The sequence below is a fragment of the Mycolicibacterium aurum genome, from assembly GCF_900637195.1.
Taxonomy (GTDB): domain Bacteria; phylum Actinomycetota; class Actinomycetes; order Mycobacteriales; family Mycobacteriaceae; genus Mycobacterium; species Mycobacterium aurum.
Genome location: NZ_LR134356.1, coordinates 801,793 through 824,111 on the forward strand (window position 1 = coordinate 801,793; position 22,319 = coordinate 824,111).

The window sequence follows — 22,319 nt, forward strand, 5'->3', positions numbered from 1 at the left end:
TTGCTGGTTTCACGAGGAAGGACCCCCGATGACTTGGCATCCGCACGCCAACAGGGCCAAGACGTTCGTGTTGCTGGTGCTGTTCTCAGGTCTGATCGTCGGTGTCGGCGCGCTGTTCGGGCGCAACATCATGTTCCTGGCGGTGTTGTTCGCCGTCGGCATGAACGCCTACGTCTACTTCAACAGCGACAAGCTGGCGCTGCGCGCGATGCACGCCCAGCCCGTCAACGAGATGCAGGCGCCGGTGATGTACAAGATCGTGCGCGAGCTCGCCACCACGGCGCGCCAGCCGATGCCCCGGCTCTACATCAGCGACACTGCCGCCCCGAACGCGTTCGCCACCGGCCGTAACCCGCGCAACGCCGCGGTGTGCTGCACCACCGGGATCCTGCAGATCCTCAACGAGCGTGAGCTGCGCGCCGTGCTCGGTCACGAGCTCTCGCACGTCTACAACCGCGACATCCTGATCTCGTGTGTGGCCGGTGCCATGGCGTCGGTGATCACCGCGCTGGCCAACCTCGCGTTCTTCGCGAGCATGTTCGGCGGCAATCGCGACGGCGGCACCAATCCGCTTGCGATCCTTCTGGTCTCGTTGCTCGGCCCGATCGCCGCCACTGTGATCAAGCTCGCGGTGTCGCGCTCGCGTGAGTACCAGGCCGACCAGTCCGGTGCCGAGCTGACCGGTGACCCGCTGGCGCTGGCCAGCGCGCTGCGCAAGATCAGCTCCGGTGTCGAGCGGGCTCCGCTGCCGCCGGAGCCGCAGCTCGCCGACCAGGCCCACCTGATGATCGCCAACCCGTTCCGGGCCGGCGAGAAGATCGGCAAGCTGTTCGCGACGCACCCGCCGATGGAAGACCGGATCGCCCGGCTCGAGGCCATGGCGGGCCGCGGCCCCGGCCAGTACTGACGACGCCGTCAGACTTTGAGGCGAGCTCTGCGGGTGCGCGCCCGTCCGCCTAGGGTGTGGTCCGTGCTGAGCAGAATCATGATCGTCCTCGCCGGCGCCGCAGCAGCACTGCTCGGCTCGTCCGCGCTCGCCGTGGCGCAGCCGCCGAACATCAATGCCATGCCGCCCGCCAACCCCAAGGATTACTCGGCCAACGACGGCAACTGGTACGTCTTCAGCGCCCTCGACGGCGTGACCTGTGTGGTGGACCGAGGCTCGGGCAGCTATGGCTGCAGCGGCCCGCTGCCCGCCGCGCCCAACGGCGCCAACATGGTCACCGGCAACGTCAGGGGAGGCGTGGGCTTCGCCAGCGCGGACCGGCCGATGTACGGCGCGGTGGAGAACGCCCCGGCGCTTCCGCCGAACTCGCGGCTGAGCTTCCAGACGGTCAGCTGCGGCAACGACGGATTCGCGACGTCCTGCATCAACACGCTGAACCAGTCCGGTTTCGTCATCAGCCCCGCGGGTTCGTTCGCGTTCTGAAACACTGCCGCCCTCGATAGCGACATCTAGGCTGTGATGGTGCCGAGCAGAATCGTCGTCAGTGCTGCGTGTGCAGCCGTGCTGGGTGCACTGAGCGTGCCCGGCCTGGCCGCGGCGCAGCCCCCACCGCCGCCGCCTCCGCCGCCTGCGCCCGACGTCAACGCGTATGCGCCGGCCAACCCGAAAGACTTCGCGATATACGACGGCGCCGCCTACGCGTTCACCACCGGCGGTCTGCTGTGCACCCTGCAGCGCTCGGGCGGCTACGGCTGCAACGGGGTCCTGCCGGGAGCGCCGCGCGGCGCGAATGTGGTCGGTGGCTTCGCCGGCGGGGTCCCGGGTTTCAGCGCGAGTTCGGCGCCGATCTACGGCGGTCCGGCCAACGCGCTGCCCCCGAACACCCGGCTCAGCTTCGGCACGGTCAGTTGCGGTGGGGACGGCACGGTCACCGCCTGCGTCGACGGCAGCAATCAGTCCGGATTCGTGGTGACTCCGAGCGCCTCGTGGATCGTCAACGTGGTGAATCCGCTGCTGGCGCGACCCGAGGGCACCAACCCCTTCATGAACTGACGCTCAGCGGCGCCGATTGCTTCTTCGCTGACGCTCAACGGCGCCGATTGCTTCTTCGCTGACGCTCAGAAGCCCGATCCGTGGACCTCGTGGCCGGGCTTCTCGGCGACCAGGCCCCGATAGGCCTGTTCCACGGTGGACCCGTGGTTGATCACGCCGTCCACCTCGCGCGCGATCGGCATCGAGATGCCGCACTTGTCGGCGAATTCCATGATCACGCTGGCGGCCTTCACGCCCTCGGCCACCTGGTTCATCGCGGCGATGATCTCGTCGATCGACTTGCCCTGCCCCAGTTGTTCGCCGACGTGCCGGTTGCGGCTGCGCTGTGACGTGCAGGTGACGATCAGATCGCCCATTCCGGCCAGCCCCGCGAACGTGTCGCGGTTGCCGCCCACCGCGACCCCGAGCTTCGACATCTCGTTGACGGCGCGCGCCATCACCATGGCGCGGGTGTTCTCGCCGATTCCCAGCGCGAAACCCATGCCCACCGCGATCGCGTATACGTTCTTCAGCGCGCCCGCCATCTCCACGCCGACGACGTCGTCGGTGGTGTAGGTACGAAAACGCTTGGTACGAAAAAGATTTGCGAGGTTGGCCGCCAGCAGCTGGTCGGGCATCGCCAGCACCGCAGCCGCGGCGTAGCCGTCGGCGACCTCGCGGGCGATGTTGGGCCCGGCCAGGATTCCGGCCGGATGTCCGGGCAGCACCTCATCGACGATCTGGCTCATCCGCATGTTGGTGCCCTGCTCGAGGCCCTTCACCAGCGACACGACCGGGACCCAGGGACGCAGGCAGGCCGCCAGTTCGGTCAGCACACCGCGGAAGCCGTGCGAGGGCACCCCCATCACGATCACGTCGGCGCACTCGGCGGCCTCGGTGAAATCGGTGGTGGCCTTCAGGGTGTCCGCCAACTCGACGTCGTCGCCGAGGTACTTCGAGTTGCGGTGGTTCTTGTTGATGTCCTCGGCGGTTTCCTCGGAACGCACCCACTGCAGCGTCGGTCCCCGCCTCGCGCAGATGGAGGCGACGGTGGTTCCCCACGATCCGCCGCCGAGAACAACAACTTTGGGATCACGTTGCGCTGGTGCCATGTCGATCACCCTAGGGCGGGTGGCCAGGCGTGAGGGCGGTTTTGCCGGCACCCCGGCAGCCCGGCGCCCTCGGCTCCAGCGTGGGCCTGATGCACGGAATCTCCTCGGTCGCCGTGCACAGCGCCCGCGCTCGCAGGGTCAGCGGTAGTTGACGAACTGCAGCGCGATATCGAGGTCGGCGCCGCGCAGCAGGGCCTGGACGGCCTGCAGGTCGTCCCGCTTCTTGGAACTGACCCGGATCTCTTCGCCCTGGATCTGCGCCTTGACGCCCTTGGGGCCTTCGTCGCGGATGAGCTTGGTGACCTTCTTGGCGTCCTCGCTGCTGATGCCCTGCTTGATGCTGCCGATCACCTTGTAGGTCTTGCCCGACGGCTGCGGGTCGCCGGCGTCGAAGGCCTTCATCGAGATGTCGCGGCGGATCAGCTTCTCCTTGAAGACGTCCACGGCGGCCTTGACGCGCTCCTCGGTGGAGGACACCAGGATGATGCCCTCCTCGCCCTGCCACTCGATGGTGGTGTCGGTGCCGCGGAAGTCGAAGCGGGTCGAGAGCTCCTTGGCGGCCTGGTTGAGTGCATTGTCGACCTCTTGTCGGTCGACCTTGCTGACGACGTCGAACGATGAATCCGCCATTGGACCCGTCCCTCCCTCTCGGTGGCTGTACTTGCCACCATCTTCGCCGCTGGCCGCGGTGGGGATCAAACCACCCAGGCGATTTGTACCGAGGCCCTGTCCTCGTTGTATCCTGCTGTGCGCGCTGTACATCGCGCATGCAGCACCCAGGCAGGTTGCCCGAGCGGCCAATGGGAGCGGACTGTAAATCCGTCGGCTAACGCCTACACAGGTTCGAATCCTGTACCTGCCACGCTGGTCAGGCCCCCTTTCGAGGGGGCCTGCCTGCGTTGTGGGGTTCGTCAGCTGAGCCTGACGATGACACCGCGATCGGCGAGATGCGAATGCCGGTACAGGAATTCGGGTGCCCTCAGATCGCCGGACGCGACGGGCGGCCGCTGCCCGGGCCGACGGCCGCCCTGCCGAGGTGTACGGGAGTGTGAATTCCTACCGCTGATCGCGGGTGAGGCGCGAGGCCTCGCTTCGTGCTTCGGCGCCGCTCTGTTGGACGTCGGCGTCGTACTGCGGGGTGGTTCGGCCGACGTAGTTGCCGTCCTCGCCGTCGGAACCGGCCCGGGAGCCGGCTACCGAAGCGTCGGGTGTGATGTCCGATTCGGCCTTCTGCTGCCGAGCCACGTGGTCGTTCTTCGCTTTGTGGACGCGGCGTTCCACGGTGTCTTTGATGTCGTCGACGAGGGTCATCCGCCCACCCGCCGGGCAATGGCACTGCCGACGCCGGCGATGACCTGGCTGGGCCGCTGCTGTTCGCCCTGCTGAGCGCCGAGGACGACGAGTGAGCCGGTCAGGACCGGCAGCGCCCACTGCAGGTAGCGCAGCTGCCGCTGGGCGGCGGCGACGTCGTCGGGAGTCGACGCGGCGGGCTCGGTGGCCCCTTCGACCGCGTGTCCCTCACCCTGGGCGGTCTTGGCGCCGAGCACGCCGCTGTACACAGTGGCACCCAGCGCTGCCCCGGTGAGCACGATCTTCGCGACGGTGTTCGACCGGACGCCGGCCTGGTGTGTGGCCCGACCGCGGTTGGCGAGGAGGATGCCGGCACCTCCGACGAGGTGCGCTCCGATCGCGGCCGCGCTGACCGGTGACCACCTGCCCCACCCTGCGGCGGCGACCTTGGCGCGATCGCGGGGATCGTCCACGGAAGCAGCGGCACCGTTGACGCCGACCGCTCCCATCAGCGACCCGCCGAACCATGCGGCAGCGCCGAGGTCGTGCAGGGAACGGACGACTGTATTGCGTGAGTTCATGAAATTCCTTCGAGTTGGCATGCACGCGCGCAAATCCCGGTGGTCTGATTGAGCACCGGGGGCACCTGGACTAGAGGCCACGCCGGGCACGCCTTCGAGGGATACACCGCGTCGGACGCGCTAAACACCCCTGCGCATTACGGTGTGCCGGGTCGCGGTGTGCTTGGTCTCAGCACGCCGTCCCGGTCGGCAGGGAATACCCGGGCGGGCCACCGAGGTATCTATCGGGTGACCCGTACACGCGACCAGGGAGCAGCCATGGACAAAGCAGCATTCGACGACATGAATCGCAAGGTGATCGACGAGTTCCGCGCCAATGGGGGCAAGGCCGGCGGCATCTTCGAAGGCAAGCCGCTGGTGCTCGTGCATCACATCGGTGCGAAGTCGGGCACCGAGCGCATCGCACCATTGGTGGCGTTGATCGACGACGGACACGTCTACATCTTCGCGAGCAAGGGCGGCGCGGACACCAACCCCGACTGGTACCGCAACCTCACCGCCAACCCGAGCATCACCGTCGAGTTGGGCACCGAGACGTACACGGCGACGGCGCGGGAGCTGACGGGCTCCGAGCGCGACGAGATCTACGCCAAGCAGGTCGCGGCCGAACCGCAGTTCGGCGACTACCAGGAGAAGACCAGCCGCGTGATCCCAGTGTTCGAGTTGGTACGGGAGGGCTGACCTCCCGACCTCAGAGCAGCGTCGCCGCCGGCGGCGGACCCGTCGGCGAGATGCGGATCAGCGCACCGGGTGAGTAGGTCAGCTGATACAGGTTCCCGTCGGGTCCGTTGGCCAGCACGACGGTCGCGCCGCCGTTCGGGTCGAACGTCTGCACGTTGCCGCACGTGGCGTAGTCGGGCGTGCACGTCAGCACCTTGATCCAGCCCTGGACGGTGTCGGCGATGAAGACCTTGTCGAGGTAGACGGTCACCGACGTGATGGCGGCGCCCCCATTTCGCGCATAGGTGTAGATCGGATCGGTCTTGCCCGCGCACGAGCTGGTGCACAGCCCCTCCGAGCTGGGCCAGCCGTAATTGGCGCCCGCGGTCACCTTGTTGACCTCTTCGAAGGCCGCGTTGCCCACGTCGGCCACCAGCAGCTGGCCGGTGGGGGTGAACGTCAGCCGGAAGGGGTTGCGCAGACCGTAGGCGTAGATGTGCGTGCGCGCACCGTTGATCAGCGGGTTGTCGGTGGGAACGGAGCCGTCGGTGTTGAGCCGCAGGATCTTGCCGTGGATGTTGGTCAGGTTCTGCGCGTTGGCTCCGCTGGCGTTGTCGCCGACGCCCCAGTACAGCTTACCGTCGGGGCCGAATCCGAGCGCGCCGCCGTGGTGGTTGGGTGCCGCGTCGAGCGTCGACTGGATCAGAACCTGGTCGAGTGTCGCCGTGTTGCCCGTCATCGTCAAGCGCGACAACGTGTTTCGAGTGGTCGAGGCGGCGATGTAGGACACGTAGATACGGCCGTTGGTGGCGAAGGCCGGATCGATGGCCAGCCCGCTGATTCCTCGCTCGGTCTCGGTCCGCACCGCCAGGGTGATGGCGGGTTGCGCGAGCAGTGTGCCGTTCTGCACGACGCGGATCGCGCCGCCCTTCTCGGCGACGAGGATGCGGCCGTCGGGCAGGAAGCGGAAGTCGACCGGAGAATTCAGGCCGGAGACGACGGTCGCGCGGTCGAATCCGATGAACACGGTCTCGGTGGTGCGATGCCCGCTGGAACCGAGCAGTCCGAACGTGAACAGATTGAGCAGGCCGGCGGCGCCGTGCACGTGGAATCCGCTGCTGGCGTCGCTGACGGTGACCTGGAAGGTGTCCTGTCCGGCGTAGGTGGCGCCCGGGGTGTAGACGAAGTTGCCCGTCCCGTCGATGGCGACCGTTCCGTGCGCGGGGCGGGTCGCGGTGTAGGTCAGTCGCGTCGAATCCGGATCCTCCGGGTGCAGGTTGCCCACCACCTGGCCCTCGATGACCGTGTTCTCGGCCGGATTGTGGTTCAGCGTCGGGGACTTGTTCGAGAAGAGCTTCTCGAAGAAGCTGGGTTCGTCTGGTTCGGCAGCGGCCAGCGCCTGCGTCGTCTCGGTGGAATCCGCCGTCTCCGGGGCGTCGGCCGGGACGTCGACATCCTCGGCAGATGGCGAATCATCTTCGGCGGCAACCTCATCGGCGTCATCGACGGCGGCTTCGTCGTCGGACTGATCCGCGGAGTCCGCATCGTCGGCGTCGGTGTCAGACGCGTCGGTGTCGTTTGAGTCCTCGGAATCGTCGGAGCCCTCGGAGGTCGATGAGGACGCCGTCTCCGACGCAGTCCCCGACCGTGTCTTCGTCGATGTCGATGTCGATGTTGACGTCGATGTTCCGCCGTCTGACGAAGAGGCCGACGAACTCGCCGCTGTCGAACCCGAGTCGGTGGTGTCCGCCGACGCGACCGCCGTGCCGGTCAGCACCGCGGCCCCGATGCCGAGAGCAAACGCCAAACCGCCTACCCGACCGACGTACCGGGCGTAGTCACCCGATCGCCGATCCGTACGCGCGCCTGCAGATGATTCCCCCATGTCGCCTCCTTGCGAACTGGACACCGCGCGGCGCGCACCTGGAAGCGAGCCGGCTCATTGTCCGTAACAGGCAAACTGTATTTTCCGGGCCCACCGATGATCGGGTTTTCGCCCAGACAGGTCAGAAATCTGTCACAGGTGCACGCCTCGGTGATTCGTAGAGCTAGCTATTATGCCGCCGCCGAGGGACATTCAACTGGCCAATTTGCCGCATGAGCCGGTGCTCCGCTCTGTCGCGCCGACCAGCCGCAGACTTTGATCTTGATAATGCGCACGGTGTTTGCCACAGGCAAAACAAAGTCTCGAAAAGCCTGATTCCAGCAAATTGCGCGTCATACACTCGCACTGGCTCGCCGGGTCGCGTCCACGACGGCCCGGGGCGGCAAGGGGGAGTGGCATGGGTAAGCGTCAGATCACCGCGGGCGGCACGCATCGAGCGATGCGATCGCCGCGGACAGCCAGCGAACGTCCTCGGGGCGCGAAGCGCATCAAGGCGGTGATGTCCGCGGTCGGCGTCGCGGGGGTGGCCGTGGCCGGGGCCGCCGTGATCGGCGCCGCGCCGACCCTGTCGGCGGGTCCGCAGTTGATGGCGTCCCTGCACTACCTGCGCGGCACGAACATCGGGTTCACCCCGACCGAACAGCAGTTTCTGGATTTCATCGACGTCGTCGTCGACGGCGCCGACGTCGTGCCGCCCGACGAGCCGTACGAGAAGGTGCCCTACAACGCCGGTTTCGGACCGTTCTCGCACGGCGGCTTCCGCGACCTGACATACAACAAGTCCGTGGCCCAGGGCGTGGAGCTGCTGGCCGCGCAGCAACCGGCCGCCGGCGACGTCATCTTCGGTTACTCCCAGGGTGCCGTGGCCGCCTCCCTGTACAAGGCGACCCATACCGGCAACACCTACCTTCTGGTGGGCAACGCGAGCCGCGCCAACGGCGGTGTGATGCAGCGGTTCCGGGGCGCGACGATTCCGTTCGTCGACGTTACCTTCACCGGCGCGACACCGAACAACGGCGTCGACGGCGGTCCGGGAGATCTGACGATCGATGTGGTCGGTCAGTACGACGGCTGGTCCGACTTCCCCAGATATCTGTGGAATCCGGTCGCGATCGCGAACGCGTTCATGGGGATCCTGCTGGTGCACGGTAACGCGCAGACCGAACTCACCGCGGCGGAGCTGGAGCAGGCCCGGGCCTCGGGCGATCCGGATTACTACCAGTACCACGCAGGTTCGAACACCCACTACTACGTGATCAAGACTTATCCCATCCCGCTGCTGATGCCGCTGGATCCGTTCCTGCCCGACTCGGTCATCGCCGCGCTGGACGCACCGCTGCGTGCGTTCATCGAAACAGCCTACGATCGAACCGATTACAGCACCCCGGCCCGCGCGAGCCTGTTCAAGCCGCTCAACCCGGTCCGGGCTGACATGCCGACCGCCCAGGCTGCCGTCGAGCCGGAAGCCGAGAGCGGCGCAGCCGCACCCGATGACGAACCGCAGCGCACCGAGCAGCGCCGCGCCGGCAAGTCACGCGGCTACGACGACGGTACGGAGTCGGCGGATCTGGAAGTCGCGGAGGATGATCCGGAGTCGGTGGATCCGTCTGATACTCGGGAGGGCACGTCGGCAGACGATGAACCCGCCGCCGAGATTGCCGACGCCGACGCCGACGCCGACGACGCGGCCGACGCCGACGAGGCGGGTGGGTCTGATCCGGCCACCGACACCGACACCGACACCGACGCCGGGGGCGAGGCCGAAAACGAATCCGCCTAGCGGGTGACCAAGACGATCGCGAAGCAATCTCAGACGCCGCAGCGTTGCTCGTCACCGCAGGGCGCCATAGCTTTTCCTGCATGACCACAGTGCTCATCACCGGCTGCTCATCGGGCTACGGACTCGCCACCGCGCAGAGATTCCTCGACGAGGGATGGAATGTCGTTGCCACCATGCGGACTCCGCGCCAAGGCGTACTACCGGATTCAGACCGGCTGACGATTCTCCCGCTGGACGTGACCGAGCCCGACAGCATCGCGAACGCGGTCCGGTCCAGCGGTCCGATCGACGTCCTCGTCAACAATGCCGGCATCGGGGCGGTCGGCGCGTTCGAGGCCACGCCCATGCAGACCACCCGAGAACTCTTCGACACCAACACGTTCGGCGTCATGGCCGTCACCCAGGCCGTCGTCCCGCAGATGCGGGCGCGGCGCTCGGGCGTGGTCGTCAACGTCACCTCCAGCACCACGTTGGCGGCCATGCCGCTGGCTGCGGTCTACACCGCGAGCAAGTCGGCCATCGAGGGGTTCTCCGGATCGCTGGCTTTGGAGCTGGGCTTCTTCGGGGTGCGGGTGAAGCTCGTCGAACCCGGCTACGGGCCGTCGACGGCGTTCACCAGCAACGGCACCGAGCGCATGGCCGGGCTGATCCCGGATGACTACCTGCCGTTCGCGGCGCCCATTCTGGAAGCGTTCGGCGAGCCGGGCGCGGTGACCACCCCGGCCGACGTCGCCGACGCCGTCTACCGGGCCGCCACCGACACCTCCGACCGGCTGAGGTTCCCGGCCGGCGCCGATGCCGTGGCGCTGGCGCAGTCGACCTGACGGGCCTGTCCCGGGACGTCGGTCCGCCGACCCGCCGGCGCGCACCGCGCTAGCGTCTGCGGGTATGGGCGACTCGGAACCGATGGAGGTCCTGATGTCGCTGCTGCGTCCCGAGGCGGTGCTGTCGAAAGTCATCACCGGCGGCGGACAGTGGAGTATCCGGAAACCCCGCTACGGGGACCCCGCTTTCTGCCTGATGCTGGAGGGGTCCTGCCTGCTCGACGCCGACGGCCTCGATGCCGTCGAGTTGCGGCACGGCGACTTCCTGCTGCTGCCGACGACCCCCGAGTTCGTCCTGAGTGGCAGCCGCGACGTCGCGCCGGTCTTCAGCCCCCTCGACCACTCCCGCGACACCCGCCACGGCGGCGCCTCCGACCCGGTGACCATGCGCATGCTCGGCGGATACTTCCGGTTCGATCCGGCGAACGCGGCGCTACTCGTAGCCCTGCTGCCGCCGGTCATCCTGGTCCGCAGCGGACAACAGGGCGCAGTCAGGCTGAGCCGGCTCGTCGAACTCATCGCCGAGGAAGCCGACGCCGACGGTCCGTGCCGGGACGTGATCCTGCAGCGCCTCGTCGAGGTGCTGCTGATCGAAGCGATGCGGGTCCACACCGCGGCTGAGCTGGGCAACCGGGAGAGGGGCCTGATCGCCGGGCTGGCCGATCCGGTGCTGGCTCCGGCCCTGTCCGAATTGCACGCGGATGTGGCGCGTGGCTGGACCGTCGAACATCTGGCCCGGGTGGCTGCGGTGTCCCGTGCGGTGTTCGCCCAACGCTTCACCCGCACAGTGGGGTTGCCGCCCATGCAATACCTGCTGGAGTGGCGGGTGGCGCTGGCCAAGGATCTGCTGCGGACGGAGCGTCCGGCGATCGCGCAGGTGGCCCAGCGCGTCGGCTATCAGTCCGCGACCGCTTTCACCACCGCGTTCACCCGGGTCGCCGGGTGCTCACCCACCGAGTTCGCCCGGGCGGCCGCCGGGGATCGTGCCCAGGTCGGATGCCCGGCGAGATGAGATGTTCGTCCGACGCCGCGCGAGGGTAAAAAGGCGGTCATGACCGAATGCCGCAGGTGCGGCGCCGAACGGCCATCGTGGCTGGGTGAACCCCATCGGTGCGTCGGCGACGCCAACCTCTCCTGGCTCACGTTCCACCAGATGACAGCGCCTGCGGCCATGGCCTGGCGGCGTCGCCTGCTCGACGGACCGTCCTGACCTGGTCGACGGCCGGCTGTGCTGTCGCGGTCGGTCGCGGTAGTGTCGAGGGCTAGTCGCAGGGAGATTGGTAGCGGTAAATGGACCTTGTACTCGGTTTGTCGATGACGTCGTCATCGGTGCGCTGGGTCCTCGTCGACGGCGTGACCGGCGAGGAGAGTTCCACTGTCGACCGCGGCGCCCTGCCGGTTCACGACGGTGTCGACGTCGAAGCCCTGCTGGACGCCGTGCTGGCTCGGTCCGCCCCCCGCACCGTGGACGCCATCGGGCTCACCTGGACCACCGAGGCGGAGCGGACCGCCAACTCCGTATGGCAGGCGCTGACCGACCGCGGCGTCGAGAACGTCATCGCCGTCTCCGACGTGGAGGCCGCCGAGGCGTTGGCCTGCGGTATCGCCGACATCGCCGGGTGTGACCGGCTCGTGGTCTGCATCGCGGAGACCGGTACGTCGGTCATCGCGGCCGTCACCTCGGACGGGGTGACCTCCGATCGGGTGGCTCCCGACGCGCTCGCCGATGTCGAGGGCTTCGCCCCTGATGCGGTCTTCGTGCTGGGTTCCGGGGATGTCGCAGCCGTGGTGTCCGAATTGGAGCAGCGCCTGCAGGTGCCGGTGGTCTCGGCCACCGACGCCGACCTGGCACTGGCCCGGGGAGCCGCGCTGGCGTCCGCGTTCGCGGTGTCCCTGCTGGACGCGCAGGCCGCGCCGGTGCGGCGTTCACTCTCGCCGACGGCGACGCTGGCGTCCGTCCTGGCCGCCGCGGTCGTGACGTTCGTGGTGTCGCTCTCGGTCGCCCTGGGCATGACCCTGACCCCGGACGCCCCCGCACCGCAAATGGCGCGGTCGGTGACCGAACCCGCCCCCGAACCTGTCGCGACTCCGACGCCCGTCAAGGCCGCCCCGCCGGAGACGTCCAAGGTCGCACCCCCGCCGGCCCCGCCGAGGGCCGAGCCCGTCGCCAACGAGATACCGGCACCCCAGGCCGTCGAGATGCCGATGCCGGAGGCGCCGCCGGTCTACGACGAGCCGCTCGCACCGGCGCCGGCGCTGCCGCCCGCGCCGGAGTACGTGCCACCGCCACCTCCGGCCAACTATCTGCCGCCTGCCCCCGCGGCACCGGCTTACGTGCCGCCGCCGGCCTACGTTCCCCCGGCCCAGGTGCCCGCCGCGGTGCCGCAGATCCCGCAGCAGCCGCGGCTGCGCGACCGCATCATCGAGCGCATCCCGATCATCAACCGGTTCCACGAGCCCGAATACGGCCAGTGACGATCCGCAACTGCGGACGCTAGCGCGGGACGAGGTTGCGCAGCGGCTCGCCGCGCACCAGCCGCCCGATATTGGCCGCGACGTCGTCGGCGCGCCCGGCGAACGTATCGCGGGTGACGCCCGACGAGTGCGGCGTCATCAGCAGGTTGGGAAGCTCGGAGAACGGCAGATCGCTTGGCGCACAACCCACTCCGTCGACCGGATAGCGATACCAGACATCGATGGCAGCACCCTTGATCACGTTGGTGGACAGCGCGTCGTAGAGCGCCTGCTCCTGCACCAGCGGTCCGCGGCCGACGTTGATGAGCACTCCCTCGGGACCCAGGGCCGCCAATTGCGGCGCACCGATCATGCCTTCGGTCTCGGCGGTCAAGGGCGCCGACACCACCACCACGTCGCTGTCGCGCATCAGCCTGTCCAGGTGGCCGGTGTCGCCCACCCACGTCAGCCCGGTACCTTCCGGCACGCGGCCTGAGCCGGTGACCGCCGAGCCGGTACATCCGAACGCCTGCAGCAGTTTCCAGCTGCGCTGCCCGATATGCCCGAAACCCACGAAGCCGACGTGCGCCTCCCCGAGCGTGGGTGTCTGCGGTATCGACCTGTCGTAGACCGAGGTGGCCCAGACGCCACCGCGCAGCGCAGCATCCTGGGTCAGGAACCCGCGGTGCAGCAGGGTCGCGGCACTGACCACGTACTCGGAGATCGAGCGTTCGTGGTGAAAGGCGTTGGCCACCAACACGGTCTCGGGAAGCGCGGCGAGGTCGATTCGGTCGGTGCCCGCCGCGGCGGGGTGCACCAGCCGCAGCTTCTCCGCGGTCCTGGCCATCTCGGCGGTGAACCTACTCCCGACGAACACCTCGGCGTCGCGCAGCACCTCGTCCGGCACGCCGTCGACATGCCAGCCGACGTCCGTGCCCGGCGGCAGCATCGCCTCAAGGCGTTGCCGGTGCGGTACCAGGTTCGGGTCTATCACCACCACTTTCACGTCAGCGCCGATCCAGGGCGGGACGCTTGCTGTCGAATGTCCAGCCGGGTATCAGATACTGCATGGCGGCCGCGTCGTCACGGCTGCCCAGACCTTCGCGCTGGTAGAGCTTATGGGCGGCGGCGACCGCCGACTCGTCGAGTGCCACGCCCAGGCCGGGCGCGTCGGGCACGCTCAGATACCCGTCGACGATCGGATACGGGTCGGTGGTGATGGCCTGGCCGTCCTGCCAGATCCAATGCGTGTCGATGGCGGTGATGTCGCCCGGGGCGGCTGCCGCCACGTGGGTGAACATCGCGAGCGACACGTCGAAGTGGTTGTTGGAGTGTGATCCCCACGTCAGACCCCAGGCCTCGCAGAGTTGCGCGACCCGCACCGACCCGGCCATCGTCCAGAAGTGGGGGTCGGCCAGCGGGATGTCCACGGCGCCGGAACGGATGGCGTGACCCATCTCGCGCCAGTCGGTGGCGATCATGTTCGTCGCGGTCGGCAGGCCGGTGGCCCGTTTGAACTCGGCCATCACCTCGCGGCCGGAGAATCCGCCCTCGGGGCCCACCGGGTCCTCCGCGTAGGCGAGGACGTCACGAAGCTCGCGGCACGTGGTGATCGCATCGGCGAGCAACCATCCTCCGTTGGGGTCCAACGTGATTCGAGCGTCGGGGAAGCGCTCAGCCAGTGCGATGACGGCCTTGGCCTCGTCCGCGGCGGGCAGCACGCCGCCCTTGAGCTTGAAGTCGGCGAAGCCGTACCGGGCGCGGGCCGCCTCGGCCAGCCGGACCACCGCATCAGGAGTCATTGCCTCGTCGTGCCGGACCCGCAGCCAGTCGTCGGCCGGATTCTGGGAGGGCTCCTCGTCGGCCGCAGAGCGGTACGCGAGGTCGGTCTTCGTGCGGTCACCGACGAAGAACAGGTAGCCGAGGGCCTGCACCCGTGACCGTTGCCTGCCGTCCCCCAGCAGCGCCGCCACCGGCACCTCCAGGTACTGACCGAGCAGGTCGAGCAGCGCGGATTCGACGGCGGTGACGGCGTGCACGGTCACCCGCAGGTCGAAGGTCTGCGCCCCGCGCCCGCCGGCGTCGCGGTCGGCGAACGCACGGCGGATGTCGTTGAGGACCGCGTGGTGGTCACCGATCGGGCGGCCGGCGATGATCGCGCGGGCGTCCTCAAGGGTCTGCCGGATCGGTTCGCCGCCGGGCACCTCGCCGACCCCGGTGTTGCCCGCCGAGTCGTGCAGGATCAGCAGATTGCGGGTGAAGAAGGGGCCGTGCGCACCGGACAGGTTCAACAGCATGCTGTCGTGACCGGCGATCGGTACGACGGTCACGTCGGTGATGACGGGGGTGTGCCTACTCATCTGGGATCAGTTTCCAATCAGTCATGAGGCGAACCACTTGTCGCCGTCGGCCAGTGGACGGACCACGCGAGAGACCTTGTCTCCCATGGTCCGAAGCGCGTCGATGATCTCGCGTTCGCGTTGGGGGTCCAGCCGGTCCACCGGCACCGACGCGCTGATCGCGTCCTGTGCGGGTCTGCAGTAGCGCAGCGGCACCGCGAAGCAGCGCAGTCCGACGGTGTTCTCTTGGTCGTCGCAGGCGTAGCCGCGCACCCGGACGTCGTCGAGCTCGTGGTCCAGGACGCTGCGGTCGGTGATGGTCTGCGGAGTCAACGCTTTCAGTGCGGCAGGCACGTGCTCGTCGCGCTGCGCGCCGAACCGTTCGGCCAGCAATGCCTTGCCCAGTGACGTGGCGTAGGCGGGCAGCCGCCGTCCGACGCGGTTCGCGATTCTGGTGTACTGCTTGGATTCTCGGGTGGCGAGGTAGACGATGTCGGTGCCGTCGAGCCGGCCGAGGTGGAATGTCTCGTCGAGGTCGGCCCGCAGATCGTCGAGGAACGGCGTGATCAGCGGCAGGTACGGGTCGCTGTCGAGGTAGCTGGTACCGACCAGGAGCGCGCGGATCCCGATGCCGTACAGCGTGCCGGTGTGCTCGCTGCGCACCCAGCCCTGGGCCACGAGGGTGCGCAGCAGCGCGTGTGCGCTGCTGCGGGGCATGTCGAGAGCATCGCTGATCTCGCGCAGCCGGGCGGGCTCGTCGTGCCGGGCAGCCAGGTACTCGAGAAGTTCCACGGTGCGAACCGCCGACTTCACCTTGCGCACCGAGATGTCGGGGTCGGTCACGGTGTACCCCTCAGAGCGTCAGCAGTTCGCGACCGATCAGGACGAGGGCGCCCGCCGCCGAGACGGCGATGGCCAACCAGCGCAGCCGGCGCGGGTTCAGGTGCCGATTGACCACCCGGGAGAGCAGATAGCCGGCGATCGCTGCCGGGGCCAGTATCGCGAACCCCCACCACGTGTGCCGATTCACCGCGCCGGTGAGGCCCAGCACCACCAGCGACATCAGCGACCCGATGAGAAAGAAGCCACCCATGGTGCCGCGCAGCTCCGCGCCGCTGCTGCGCTGCCACACCAGTGCCATCGGCGGGCCGCCGATCGCCGTCGCCGTGCCGAGCAGTCCCGACGCCGCGCCCGCGGCCACCACGTTGCGTCGGTGAGGCACCGGCGCCCAGCCGCTGCTGGTCAGCACCACACCACCCAGCACCACGCCGGCCAGCAGGATCGACAGCGCGCGGTGCGGAAGTGCGGCAAGCAGCAACGCTCCCGCGATCGTGCCGGGAACCCGGCCCACCAGGGCCCATCCCGTGCCGCGCAGATTGATCGCCTCGCGTTCGCGGACCACCACGATCAGGGTCACCAGCGTGGCCACCATGATCAGCGTGCCGGGGATCAGTGCGGGATCCACCAGTGCGACGATCGGGGCGGCGAACATCCCGATGCCGAAGCCGATCGAGGACTGCAGCGCCGAGGCGAACAGGATCGCTGCTGCAAGTAGGCAATACGACGTGACACTCACACCGGCACGGTTTCACGCCCGCTCCCCTCCAGCAGCATCGGGTGGTGGCACAGTGCCGTGTGGTCGGCCGCCTCGGGATCCACCGCAGCGGCAGGAACCGTCGTCGCGCACACCTCGGTCGCCTTCCAGCACCGGGTGCGGAAACGGCAACCGGACGGCGGGTTGATCGGGCTGGGTACCTCACCCTTGAGCAGGATGCGCTGCTTGCGCTGGTCGTGGTCCAGCGTGGGCGCGGCCGACATCAGGGCCGCGGTGTACGGATGGTTGGACCGTTCGAAAACGGCTTCGGTGGGGCCGTTCTCGACGATCTTTCCGAGGTACATCACTGCCACCCGGTCGGCCACGTGGCGCACCACCGACAGGTCGTGGGAGATGAAGATGTAGCTGATCTTGAGCTGGTCCTGTAGATCGTTGAGCAGGTTGAGTACCTGGGCCTGCACCGACAGATCCAGCGCGGAAACCGGCTCGTCGCAGATGATCACATCGGGGTTGAGCGCCAACGCACGCGCGATGCCGATGCGCTGACGCTGCCCGCCGGAGAACTCCTGCGGAAACTTGTTGGCGGCCTTGGCGCCCAGTCCCACCAGATCGAGCAGACCGCGCACCCGCATGTCGCGGTCTGCGCGATTTTTCACCACACCCTTGTGGCTGCGCCACGGCTCGGCGATGATCTCGGCGGCCGACATCCTGGCGTTCAGCGACGCGTAGGGGTCCTGGAACACCATCTGCACGCGGCTGCGGAACTTCAGCAGGTCGGCACCCTTGAGGCTGAACGGGTCGACGCCGTCGAAACGCACCGTCCCCTCGTCGGGGCGCTCCAGCATCATCAGGGTTCGCGCCAAAGTCGATTTCCCGCAGCCGGACTCGCCCACCAGGCCCAGGGTCTCGCCGCGGCCCAGGCTGAGTGTGATGCCGTCGAGGGCGTGCAGCCTGTTCTTGGCGTGGGGTACCCGGAACGACTTACGGACGTCGCGGACCTCGAGCAATGTGTTGTCAGACATGGGAGACCTCTTCCGGGAAGTGGCACGCGGCCTGGCGATTCGCACCCACGCCGGCCAGGGCGGGCCGGGTGGTGCGGCAGATGTCGGACACGATCGGACACCGGTCCTGGTAGACGCAGCCCTCGGGGATCGCGTGCAGGTCCGGTGGGGTGCCGCCGATCGACTTCAGGGTGTCACCGCGTCGGGCGTTGACCGGCACGGAGTTCAGCAGGCCCTTGGTGTAGGGATGCTTGGGATTGGCGAAGACCTCGGCAACCGTGCCGGTCTCGATGACGTTGCCGGCGTACATGATCGCCACCCGGTCGGCCTCCTCGGCGACGAGTGCGAGGTCGTGGGTGATGAGCACGACGGCCATGTGGTACTCCGCGCGCAGATCCCGCAGCAGCGCCATGATCTGTGCCTGCACCGTGACGTCGAGCGCGGTCGTGGGTTCGTCGGCGATCAGCACGCTGGGATTGAGCGCCACCGCCATCGCGATGAGCAGTCGCTGCCGCATGCCGCCGGAGAACTGGTGCGGGTAGGAGTTCAACCGGGTCTCGGGTTGGGGGATGCCCACGCGGGTCATCAGTTCCACGGCCTTGCGTTTGGCGTCCTTGGCGTTCATGCCCTGGTGGATCCGGAACGGTTCGGCCAGCTGCGTTCCCACGGTGTAGAGCGGGTTCAGTGCGGTCAGCGCATCCTGGAACACGATCGCCAGTTCGGTCCCGGCCATCTCGCGGCGCTTCTTGCGGTCGGCGGTGATCAGGTCCACGTCCCCGAGCTTTGCCGTGCCTCCGACGATGTCGGCCACCGGTTCGAGCAGACCGACGAGCGCGGTCGCGGTCATCGACTTACCGCAGCCGGATTCGCCCAGCAGCGCCAGGGTTTCGCCGCGGCGGGCAGTGAAGGACACCTCGTTGACCGCGCGGAGCGTGCCGGTGATGGTGCGGACCTCGACGGACAGACCGTCGACCTCGAGCACCGGGGTCGCGTCGACCTCGTCGACATGGACATGGTGATCGACCAGTGCAGTCATCAGAGCGCCTTTCCGGACTTGGTGAACTTGGACAGTCGCTTCTGGGGGACGGTCAGTCGCCAGCGCTGCGCGGGATCGGTGGCGATGCGGGCCCAGGCGGCCAGGATGGTGGCGGACACGGTGGTGATGACGATGGCCAGGCCGGGGAAGAACGACAGCCACCATGCGGTGTGCAGGTAGGTACGGCCCTGGGAGACCATCAGGCCCCAGCTGACGTCGGGCGGCTGGATGCCGATACCGAGAAAGCTCAGCGAGCTCTCCGCCAGCATCACGTAGCAGAAGTCCAGCGTCGCGACGGTCAGCAGGGTGGGCAGCACGATGGGCAGGACGTGGCGCCAGATGATCGAGTTGGCGCTTGCGCCGAAAGTGCGGGCGGCGTCCACGAACACGCGGCTCTGCAGCTCGGCCGATTCGGCCCGTGCGGTGCGCAGGTATACCGGGATACGGGTGATCGCCAGCACCAGAACGATGTTGGCGGCGCTGGGGGAGAAGACGTAGAGCACGACGACGGCGAGCAGCAGGGACGGAAAGCTCATGATGACGTCGGCGATCCGCATCGCGAGGGTCTCGCGCCAGCCGCGGTAGAAGCCGGCCCACATGCCGATCGCGGAGCCGATGATCGCGGAGATGACGACCGCCGGAACCGCCACCGACAGGGTGGTCTGGCAGGCGACGATCAGGCGGGCCAGCATGCTGCGGCCCAGTGGGTCGGTACCGAGGATGTTGGCCCAGCCGTACGAGAGGGTGAACGGCGCCTGGTTGGAGTTGTCCAGGTCGATGCGCGTGGCCAGGTCACCCATCAGCATGGGTCCGAAAATCGCAGTTAGGAAGACGAATCCGAGCACGCACACCGCCGCGGCGGCGACGCGGTCGTTGGCCAGCAGTCGGAACCACTTGGAGGTTCCCGACGTACGCGACGCGGTGTCGTCCTCGCCGACGATCGCAGTGGTGGGTTTGACCGGAACCAGGTCGATCTGAGTCATGAGTGTGCTCCTAGCCGTCTTAGATTCGAGCCGGTTCGCGCACCCGCGCGTCGAGCAGCGCGTAGCAGGCGTCGATGATGATGTTGAGCAGGAAGATGCTGACCGCGGTGAGCAGGACCGCTGCCTGCAGGACGGCGAAGTCGCGCTGCAGGATCGCGTCGATCATCAGCTTGCCGATGCCGGGCCATCCGAAGATCGCCTCGACCACCACCGCGCCGTTGATCAGCCCGACGGCCAGGTCGCCGGCGACGGTCAGCGCCGGGGCGGCGGCATTGCGCAGCGCGTGGTGCGTGACCACACGGAAATCGCCTGCGCCCTTACTGCGGGCCAGCCGTACGTACGGTGCCGACAGGGCGGACACCATGGCGCCGCGCACCACCTGGGTGAGCACGCCCAGCGGCCGGATCATCAGCGTGGCGATCGGCAGGATCCACGACAGCATGCCGGCGTCGGTGCCGGACGTGGGCAGTACCCCGAGCAGTACCGCGAACAGCCAGACGCCGGTGATGGCGAACCAGAAGTCGGGGATGCTCGCCGCGGTCATGGACAGCAGGCTGGAGAACCGGTCGGCCAGCGAGTTCGGCCGGTACGCGGCCCAGCAGCCGATGATGACGGCACCGACGATGGCGAGCAGCATTGTGGTCACCGCCAGCTGCAGTGTCGCGGGAAAGGCGCGCAGTGCCATCTCGGACGCGGATTGCCCAGTGCGCAGCGAGGTTCCGAAGTCGAGGTGGATCACGCCTTTGAAGTAGTCGATCAACTGCGTGATCAGCGGGTCGTTGAATCCGTTGGCTGCGGCGAACTCCGCGCGCTGGTCGGGCGTGGCCGACTCGGGCAGATACAGGTTCGTGGGGTCGCCGGTGAGCCTGGCGAGCAGGAACACCCCGAGGAGCACGATGATCAACGGCAGTGCGCTGGTGTACATCCGGCGCCGGACGAAGGAGAACATGGGCTGGGCCTTCCCGTATGTCAGGACTGGTCGGTGCGGTCGGACGCGGCCGGTGTCATCGCGGCCAGCTGCATCTCGTCGCCGGTCGCCGGATTCGGTGTGTAGTCGACGCGGGCCGACTTGCCGAGAATGCCCTTCATGTGGGCGATGTAGGCCATCTGCATGATCTCCTCGGGCTCCTCGGCGAACAGCTTGGCGAACGCGTCCTGCCGTTGTTCGCCCGTCAGCGCCTCGGCCGCACGGATCTTCGCGTCGAACTCCGGTGTGCCATAGGCGGCTTGGGGTCCGTCGCTGAGCATGTACTGGTCGAGCGTAAAGGCGGCGTCACCGGCCTGGTTGCCGTGCATGATCATCAGAAGGTACGGCCCGGTGTTGGCGGGGAACGGGCGCAGCTGGTACTCCAGCTGCGCGGAGGTGTCCATCATCTCGATCTTGACGTTGAGGCCGATCTCGGCGAACTCGCTCTGCAGCACCTCGATGGTCTCGGAGATCTTCGGGAACTGAGCGGTGCGTCCGATCAGTCGGATCTGAGTGTCGACGGGCACTCCGTCGGCTTTGGCTTCGGCGATCAGGGCCTTGGCCTTGTCGAGGTCGTGCGGCCAGATCTGCAGCTGGTCGTTGTATCCGACGACGCCGGACGGAATCAGTTGGGCAGCAGGCTGTCCGAGATCTCGGAACAGCGCCTTGACGATGCCGGTGCGGTTGACGGCGTAATTGATGGCCTGACGTACCCGGATGTCGTCGAGTGGCGGCTCGGTCGCCTGCATGCGCAGCGCGGTGGTCTCGTTGTTCTGGAAGGGGACGCCCAGATCGCCGGCGCCGTCCTCGGGGCCGAGCCCGGTCGCGATGTCGGCTTCGTCGTTGGTGATCATCGCGGCCCGGACGCTGCCCTCGCTGCGCCACTGGTATTCGGCCCTGGCGAATGCCGGCGCCTCGCCCCAGTAGGTCGCGTTGCGGGCCAGCGTCAGCTTCTGGCCGTACTCCCAGTCGGCGATCGCGTACGGGCCGGTGCCGATGGGCTCACGGACCTTCTCGGTGGTGCTGGTGGTGCGGGGCACGATCTCGATGAATGAGATACGCAGCGGCAGAATCGGATCCGGCTCGGTGGTGCCGACGACGACGGTGTTGGCGTCGGGGGTCTGCAGGCTCAGCTTCTCGTCGCCGAAGACGTACCCGTCGACGTTGCAGTTCAGGTCGGAGTTCACCGCCCGGTCGATGGAGAACGCGGCGTCCTCGGAGGTGAACGGCGCCCCGTCGGAGAACGTCACACCGTCGCGCAGTCGGAACGTCCATTCGGTGGGCGCGGTCTGCTCCCACTCGGTGGCCAGCAGCGGCTGCAGGTCGCCGGTGGTGGAGTCGCGCTCCAGCAGTGGCTCGGTGATGTTGGAGCGCACCACGATGCCCGTTGAGGTCAGCGACCCTTCGCACGGTTCCAGCGTCGGCGGCTCCTGCGAGAGGACGATGCGCAGTGTGTTGGGGTCGTAGGGGCCGCCGCCGGAGTTAGCGACCGTGCAACCGCTGGCGAAGGCCGTGAGTCCGGCGAGGGCCGCAGCGGCGACGGTTCGGCGCGTGAGCCTGGTGTTGGGCTTCATGGATCCTCCCGGGCTGGGGCAGTGACGTCCACGTATGTAGATGCGAGCTGTGATGACAACCACACCGTAGGAGCGGGTCGGAAACAGCGTCAACCCCGGCCGAATGGCGTTTTCGGGGGCATTTCGAGGTCGTGATGCCGCCCGACGCGGTCCCAAAAATAGCTGTCGAGCTGCGGCTTTGCTGTTCGTCGAGCGGTGCCGATGCCGGGTGGCTCTCGACCAGGGGCCAGCTATGCGCCTTCGGTATAAGTCCATGCTATTTCGGACGTGGACGGGTATTCCCAGCTCGCCGTACCGTGG

23 protein-coding genes and 1 tRNA gene are annotated in these 22,319 nt (G+C 67.9%); 10 read left to right on the top strand and 14 right to left on the bottom strand.

Annotated elements, in window-relative coordinates:
* The first annotated feature begins 28 nt into the window (after positions 1-28).
* The 3 genes from htpX to EL337_RS03935 all read left to right on the top strand — a co-directional run bounded on the left by htpX (position 29) and on the right by EL337_RS03935 (position 1,999).
* A complete protein-coding gene (gene htpX / locus EL337_RS03925) occupies positions 29-907 on the top strand; it encodes a zinc metalloprotease HtpX (protein WP_048632213.1) in 879 nt (292 codons plus the stop codon).
* A gap of 63 nt (positions 908-970) precedes the next feature.
* Positions 971-1,429: a hypothetical protein gene (locus EL337_RS03930; protein WP_048632398.1), complete on the top strand. Its 459-nt coding sequence runs from the start codon at positions 971-973 to the stop codon at positions 1,427-1,429.
* 36 nt (positions 1,430-1,465) lie between these two features.
* Complete coding sequence (locus tag EL337_RS03935) at positions 1,466-1,999, top strand: hypothetical protein (RefSeq protein ID WP_048632212.1); 534 nt, start codon at positions 1,466-1,468, stop codon at positions 1,997-1,999.
* Positions 2,000-2,064: 65 nt separating this feature from the next.
* Here EL337_RS03935 and EL337_RS03940 read toward each other — a convergent pair whose 3' ends face one another.
* On the bottom strand, positions 2,065-3,090 hold the full coding sequence (locus tag EL337_RS03940) for an NAD(P)H-dependent glycerol-3-phosphate dehydrogenase (protein WP_048632211.1): 1,026 nt from the start codon (positions 3,088-3,090) through the stop codon (positions 2,065-2,067).
* Positions 3,091-3,228: 138 nt separating this feature from the next.
* Entirely contained in the window at positions 3,229-3,720 is a 492-nt protein-coding gene (locus EL337_RS03945) for a YajQ family cyclic di-GMP-binding protein (RefSeq protein ID WP_048632210.1), read from the bottom strand.
* Positions 3,721-3,869: 149 nt separating this feature from the next.
* Here EL337_RS03945 and EL337_RS03950 point away from each other — a divergent pair.
* Positions 3,870-3,952: transfer RNA gene (locus EL337_RS03950), tRNA-Tyr, on the top strand.
* Between the two features lie 194 nt (positions 3,953-4,146).
* On the opposite strand, the gene EL337_RS03955 is transcribed toward EL337_RS03950, so the two are convergent.
* Together EL337_RS03955 and EL337_RS03960 are read right to left on the bottom strand one after the other, a co-directional pair.
* Positions 4,147-4,335 (bottom strand): hypothetical protein, encoded by a 189-nt coding sequence (locus EL337_RS03955; RefSeq protein WP_048632397.1) that lies wholly within the window; start codon positions 4,333-4,335, stop codon positions 4,147-4,149.
* A 62-nt stretch (positions 4,336-4,397) separates the two neighbouring features.
* Positions 4,398-4,961 (bottom strand): hypothetical protein, encoded by a 564-nt coding sequence (locus tag EL337_RS03960; RefSeq protein WP_048632209.1) that lies wholly within the window; start codon positions 4,959-4,961, stop codon positions 4,398-4,400.
* Positions 4,962-5,219: 258 nt separating this feature from the next.
* Between EL337_RS03960 and EL337_RS03965 the strand changes: the two genes are divergently transcribed.
* Positions 5,220-5,642 carry a nitroreductase family deazaflavin-dependent oxidoreductase gene (locus tag EL337_RS03965; protein ID WP_048632208.1) on the top strand — a complete coding sequence of 141 codons (423 nt, stop codon included), beginning with the start codon at positions 5,220-5,222 and terminating at the stop codon, positions 5,640-5,642.
* 10 nt (positions 5,643-5,652) lie between these two features.
* Here the strand turns inward: EL337_RS03965 and EL337_RS03970 are convergent, their stop codons facing one another.
* Complete coding sequence (locus EL337_RS03970) at positions 5,653-7,506, bottom strand: PQQ-dependent sugar dehydrogenase (RefSeq protein WP_048632207.1); 1,854 nt, start codon at positions 7,504-7,506, stop codon at positions 5,653-5,655.
* Between the two features lie 397 nt (positions 7,507-7,903).
* Between EL337_RS03970 and EL337_RS03975 the strand changes: the two genes are divergently transcribed.
* From EL337_RS03975 to EL337_RS03990, 5 genes are all read left to right on the top strand, one after another.
* On the top strand, positions 7,904-9,286 hold the full coding sequence (locus tag EL337_RS03975; RefSeq protein ID WP_083443058.1) for a PE-PPE domain-containing protein: 1,383 nt from the start codon (positions 7,904-7,906) through the stop codon (positions 9,284-9,286).
* An 80-nt stretch (positions 9,287-9,366) separates the two neighbouring features.
* Complete coding sequence (locus tag EL337_RS03980; RefSeq protein ID WP_048632206.1) at positions 9,367-10,110, top strand: SDR family oxidoreductase; 744 nt, start codon at positions 9,367-9,369, stop codon at positions 10,108-10,110.
* Between the two features lie 64 nt (positions 10,111-10,174).
* Positions 10,175-11,122 (top strand): helix-turn-helix transcriptional regulator, encoded by a 948-nt coding sequence (locus EL337_RS03985; protein WP_442412715.1) that lies wholly within the window; start codon positions 10,175-10,177, stop codon positions 11,120-11,122.
* Positions 11,123-11,161: 39 nt separating this feature from the next.
* Positions 11,162-11,320, top strand: coding sequence for a hypothetical protein (locus EL337_RS28670; RefSeq protein ID WP_157866316.1), 159 nt, complete (start codon positions 11,162-11,164; stop codon positions 11,318-11,320).
* 80 nt (positions 11,321-11,400) lie between these two features.
* Positions 11,401-12,585 carry a DUF7159 family protein gene (locus EL337_RS03990; protein WP_048632205.1) on the top strand — a complete coding sequence of 395 codons (1,185 nt, stop codon included), beginning with the start codon at positions 11,401-11,403 and terminating at the stop codon, positions 12,583-12,585.
* Positions 12,586-12,604: 19 nt separating this feature from the next.
* Here the strand turns inward: EL337_RS03990 and EL337_RS03995 are convergent, their stop codons facing one another.
* Genes EL337_RS03995 through EL337_RS04035 form a run of 9 tightly spaced genes read right to left on the bottom strand, consistent with a single transcriptional unit; the run spans position 12,605 to position 22,019 of the window.
* A complete protein-coding gene (locus EL337_RS03995) occupies positions 12,605-13,570 on the bottom strand; it encodes a 2-hydroxyacid dehydrogenase (RefSeq protein ID WP_048632204.1) in 966 nt (321 codons plus the stop codon).
* Between the two features lies 1 nt (position 13,571).
* On the bottom strand, positions 13,572-14,924 hold the full coding sequence (locus EL337_RS04000; RefSeq protein ID WP_048632203.1) for an enolase C-terminal domain-like protein: 1,353 nt from the start codon (positions 14,922-14,924) through the stop codon (positions 13,572-13,574).
* Between the two features lie 21 nt (positions 14,925-14,945).
* Positions 14,946-15,746 carry an IclR family transcriptional regulator gene (locus tag EL337_RS04005; protein ID WP_048632202.1) on the bottom strand — a complete coding sequence of 267 codons (801 nt, stop codon included), beginning with the start codon at positions 15,744-15,746 and terminating at the stop codon, positions 14,946-14,948.
* Positions 15,747-15,756: 10 nt separating this feature from the next.
* A complete protein-coding gene (locus EL337_RS04010) occupies positions 15,757-16,479 on the bottom strand; it encodes a sulfite exporter TauE/SafE family protein (RefSeq protein WP_048632201.1) in 723 nt (240 codons plus the stop codon).
* Positions 16,476-17,480: an ABC transporter ATP-binding protein gene (locus tag EL337_RS04015; RefSeq protein ID WP_048632200.1), complete on the bottom strand. Its 1,005-nt coding sequence runs from the start codon at positions 17,478-17,480 to the stop codon at positions 16,476-16,478. The genes EL337_RS04010 and EL337_RS04015 overlap by 4 nt, the downstream gene beginning before the upstream one ends.
* On the bottom strand, positions 17,473-18,495 hold the full coding sequence (locus tag EL337_RS04020) for an ABC transporter ATP-binding protein (protein WP_048632199.1): 1,023 nt from the start codon (positions 18,493-18,495) through the stop codon (positions 17,473-17,475). Before EL337_RS04020 ends, EL337_RS04015 begins: the two co-directional genes overlap by 8 nt.
* Complete coding sequence (locus EL337_RS04025) at positions 18,495-19,478, bottom strand: ABC transporter permease (RefSeq protein ID WP_109860092.1); 984 nt, start codon at positions 19,476-19,478, stop codon at positions 18,495-18,497. The genes EL337_RS04020 and EL337_RS04025 overlap by 1 nt, the downstream gene beginning before the upstream one ends.
* A 19-nt stretch (positions 19,479-19,497) precedes the next feature.
* Entirely contained in the window at positions 19,498-20,427 is a 930-nt protein-coding gene (locus tag EL337_RS04030) for an ABC transporter permease (protein WP_048632198.1), read from the bottom strand.
* A 20-nt stretch (positions 20,428-20,447) separates the two neighbouring features.
* Positions 20,448-22,019 carry an ABC transporter substrate-binding protein gene (locus EL337_RS04035; protein ID WP_048632197.1) on the bottom strand — a complete coding sequence of 524 codons (1,572 nt, stop codon included), beginning with the start codon at positions 22,017-22,019 and terminating at the stop codon, positions 20,448-20,450.
* Positions 22,020-22,319: the final 300 nt, after the last annotated feature.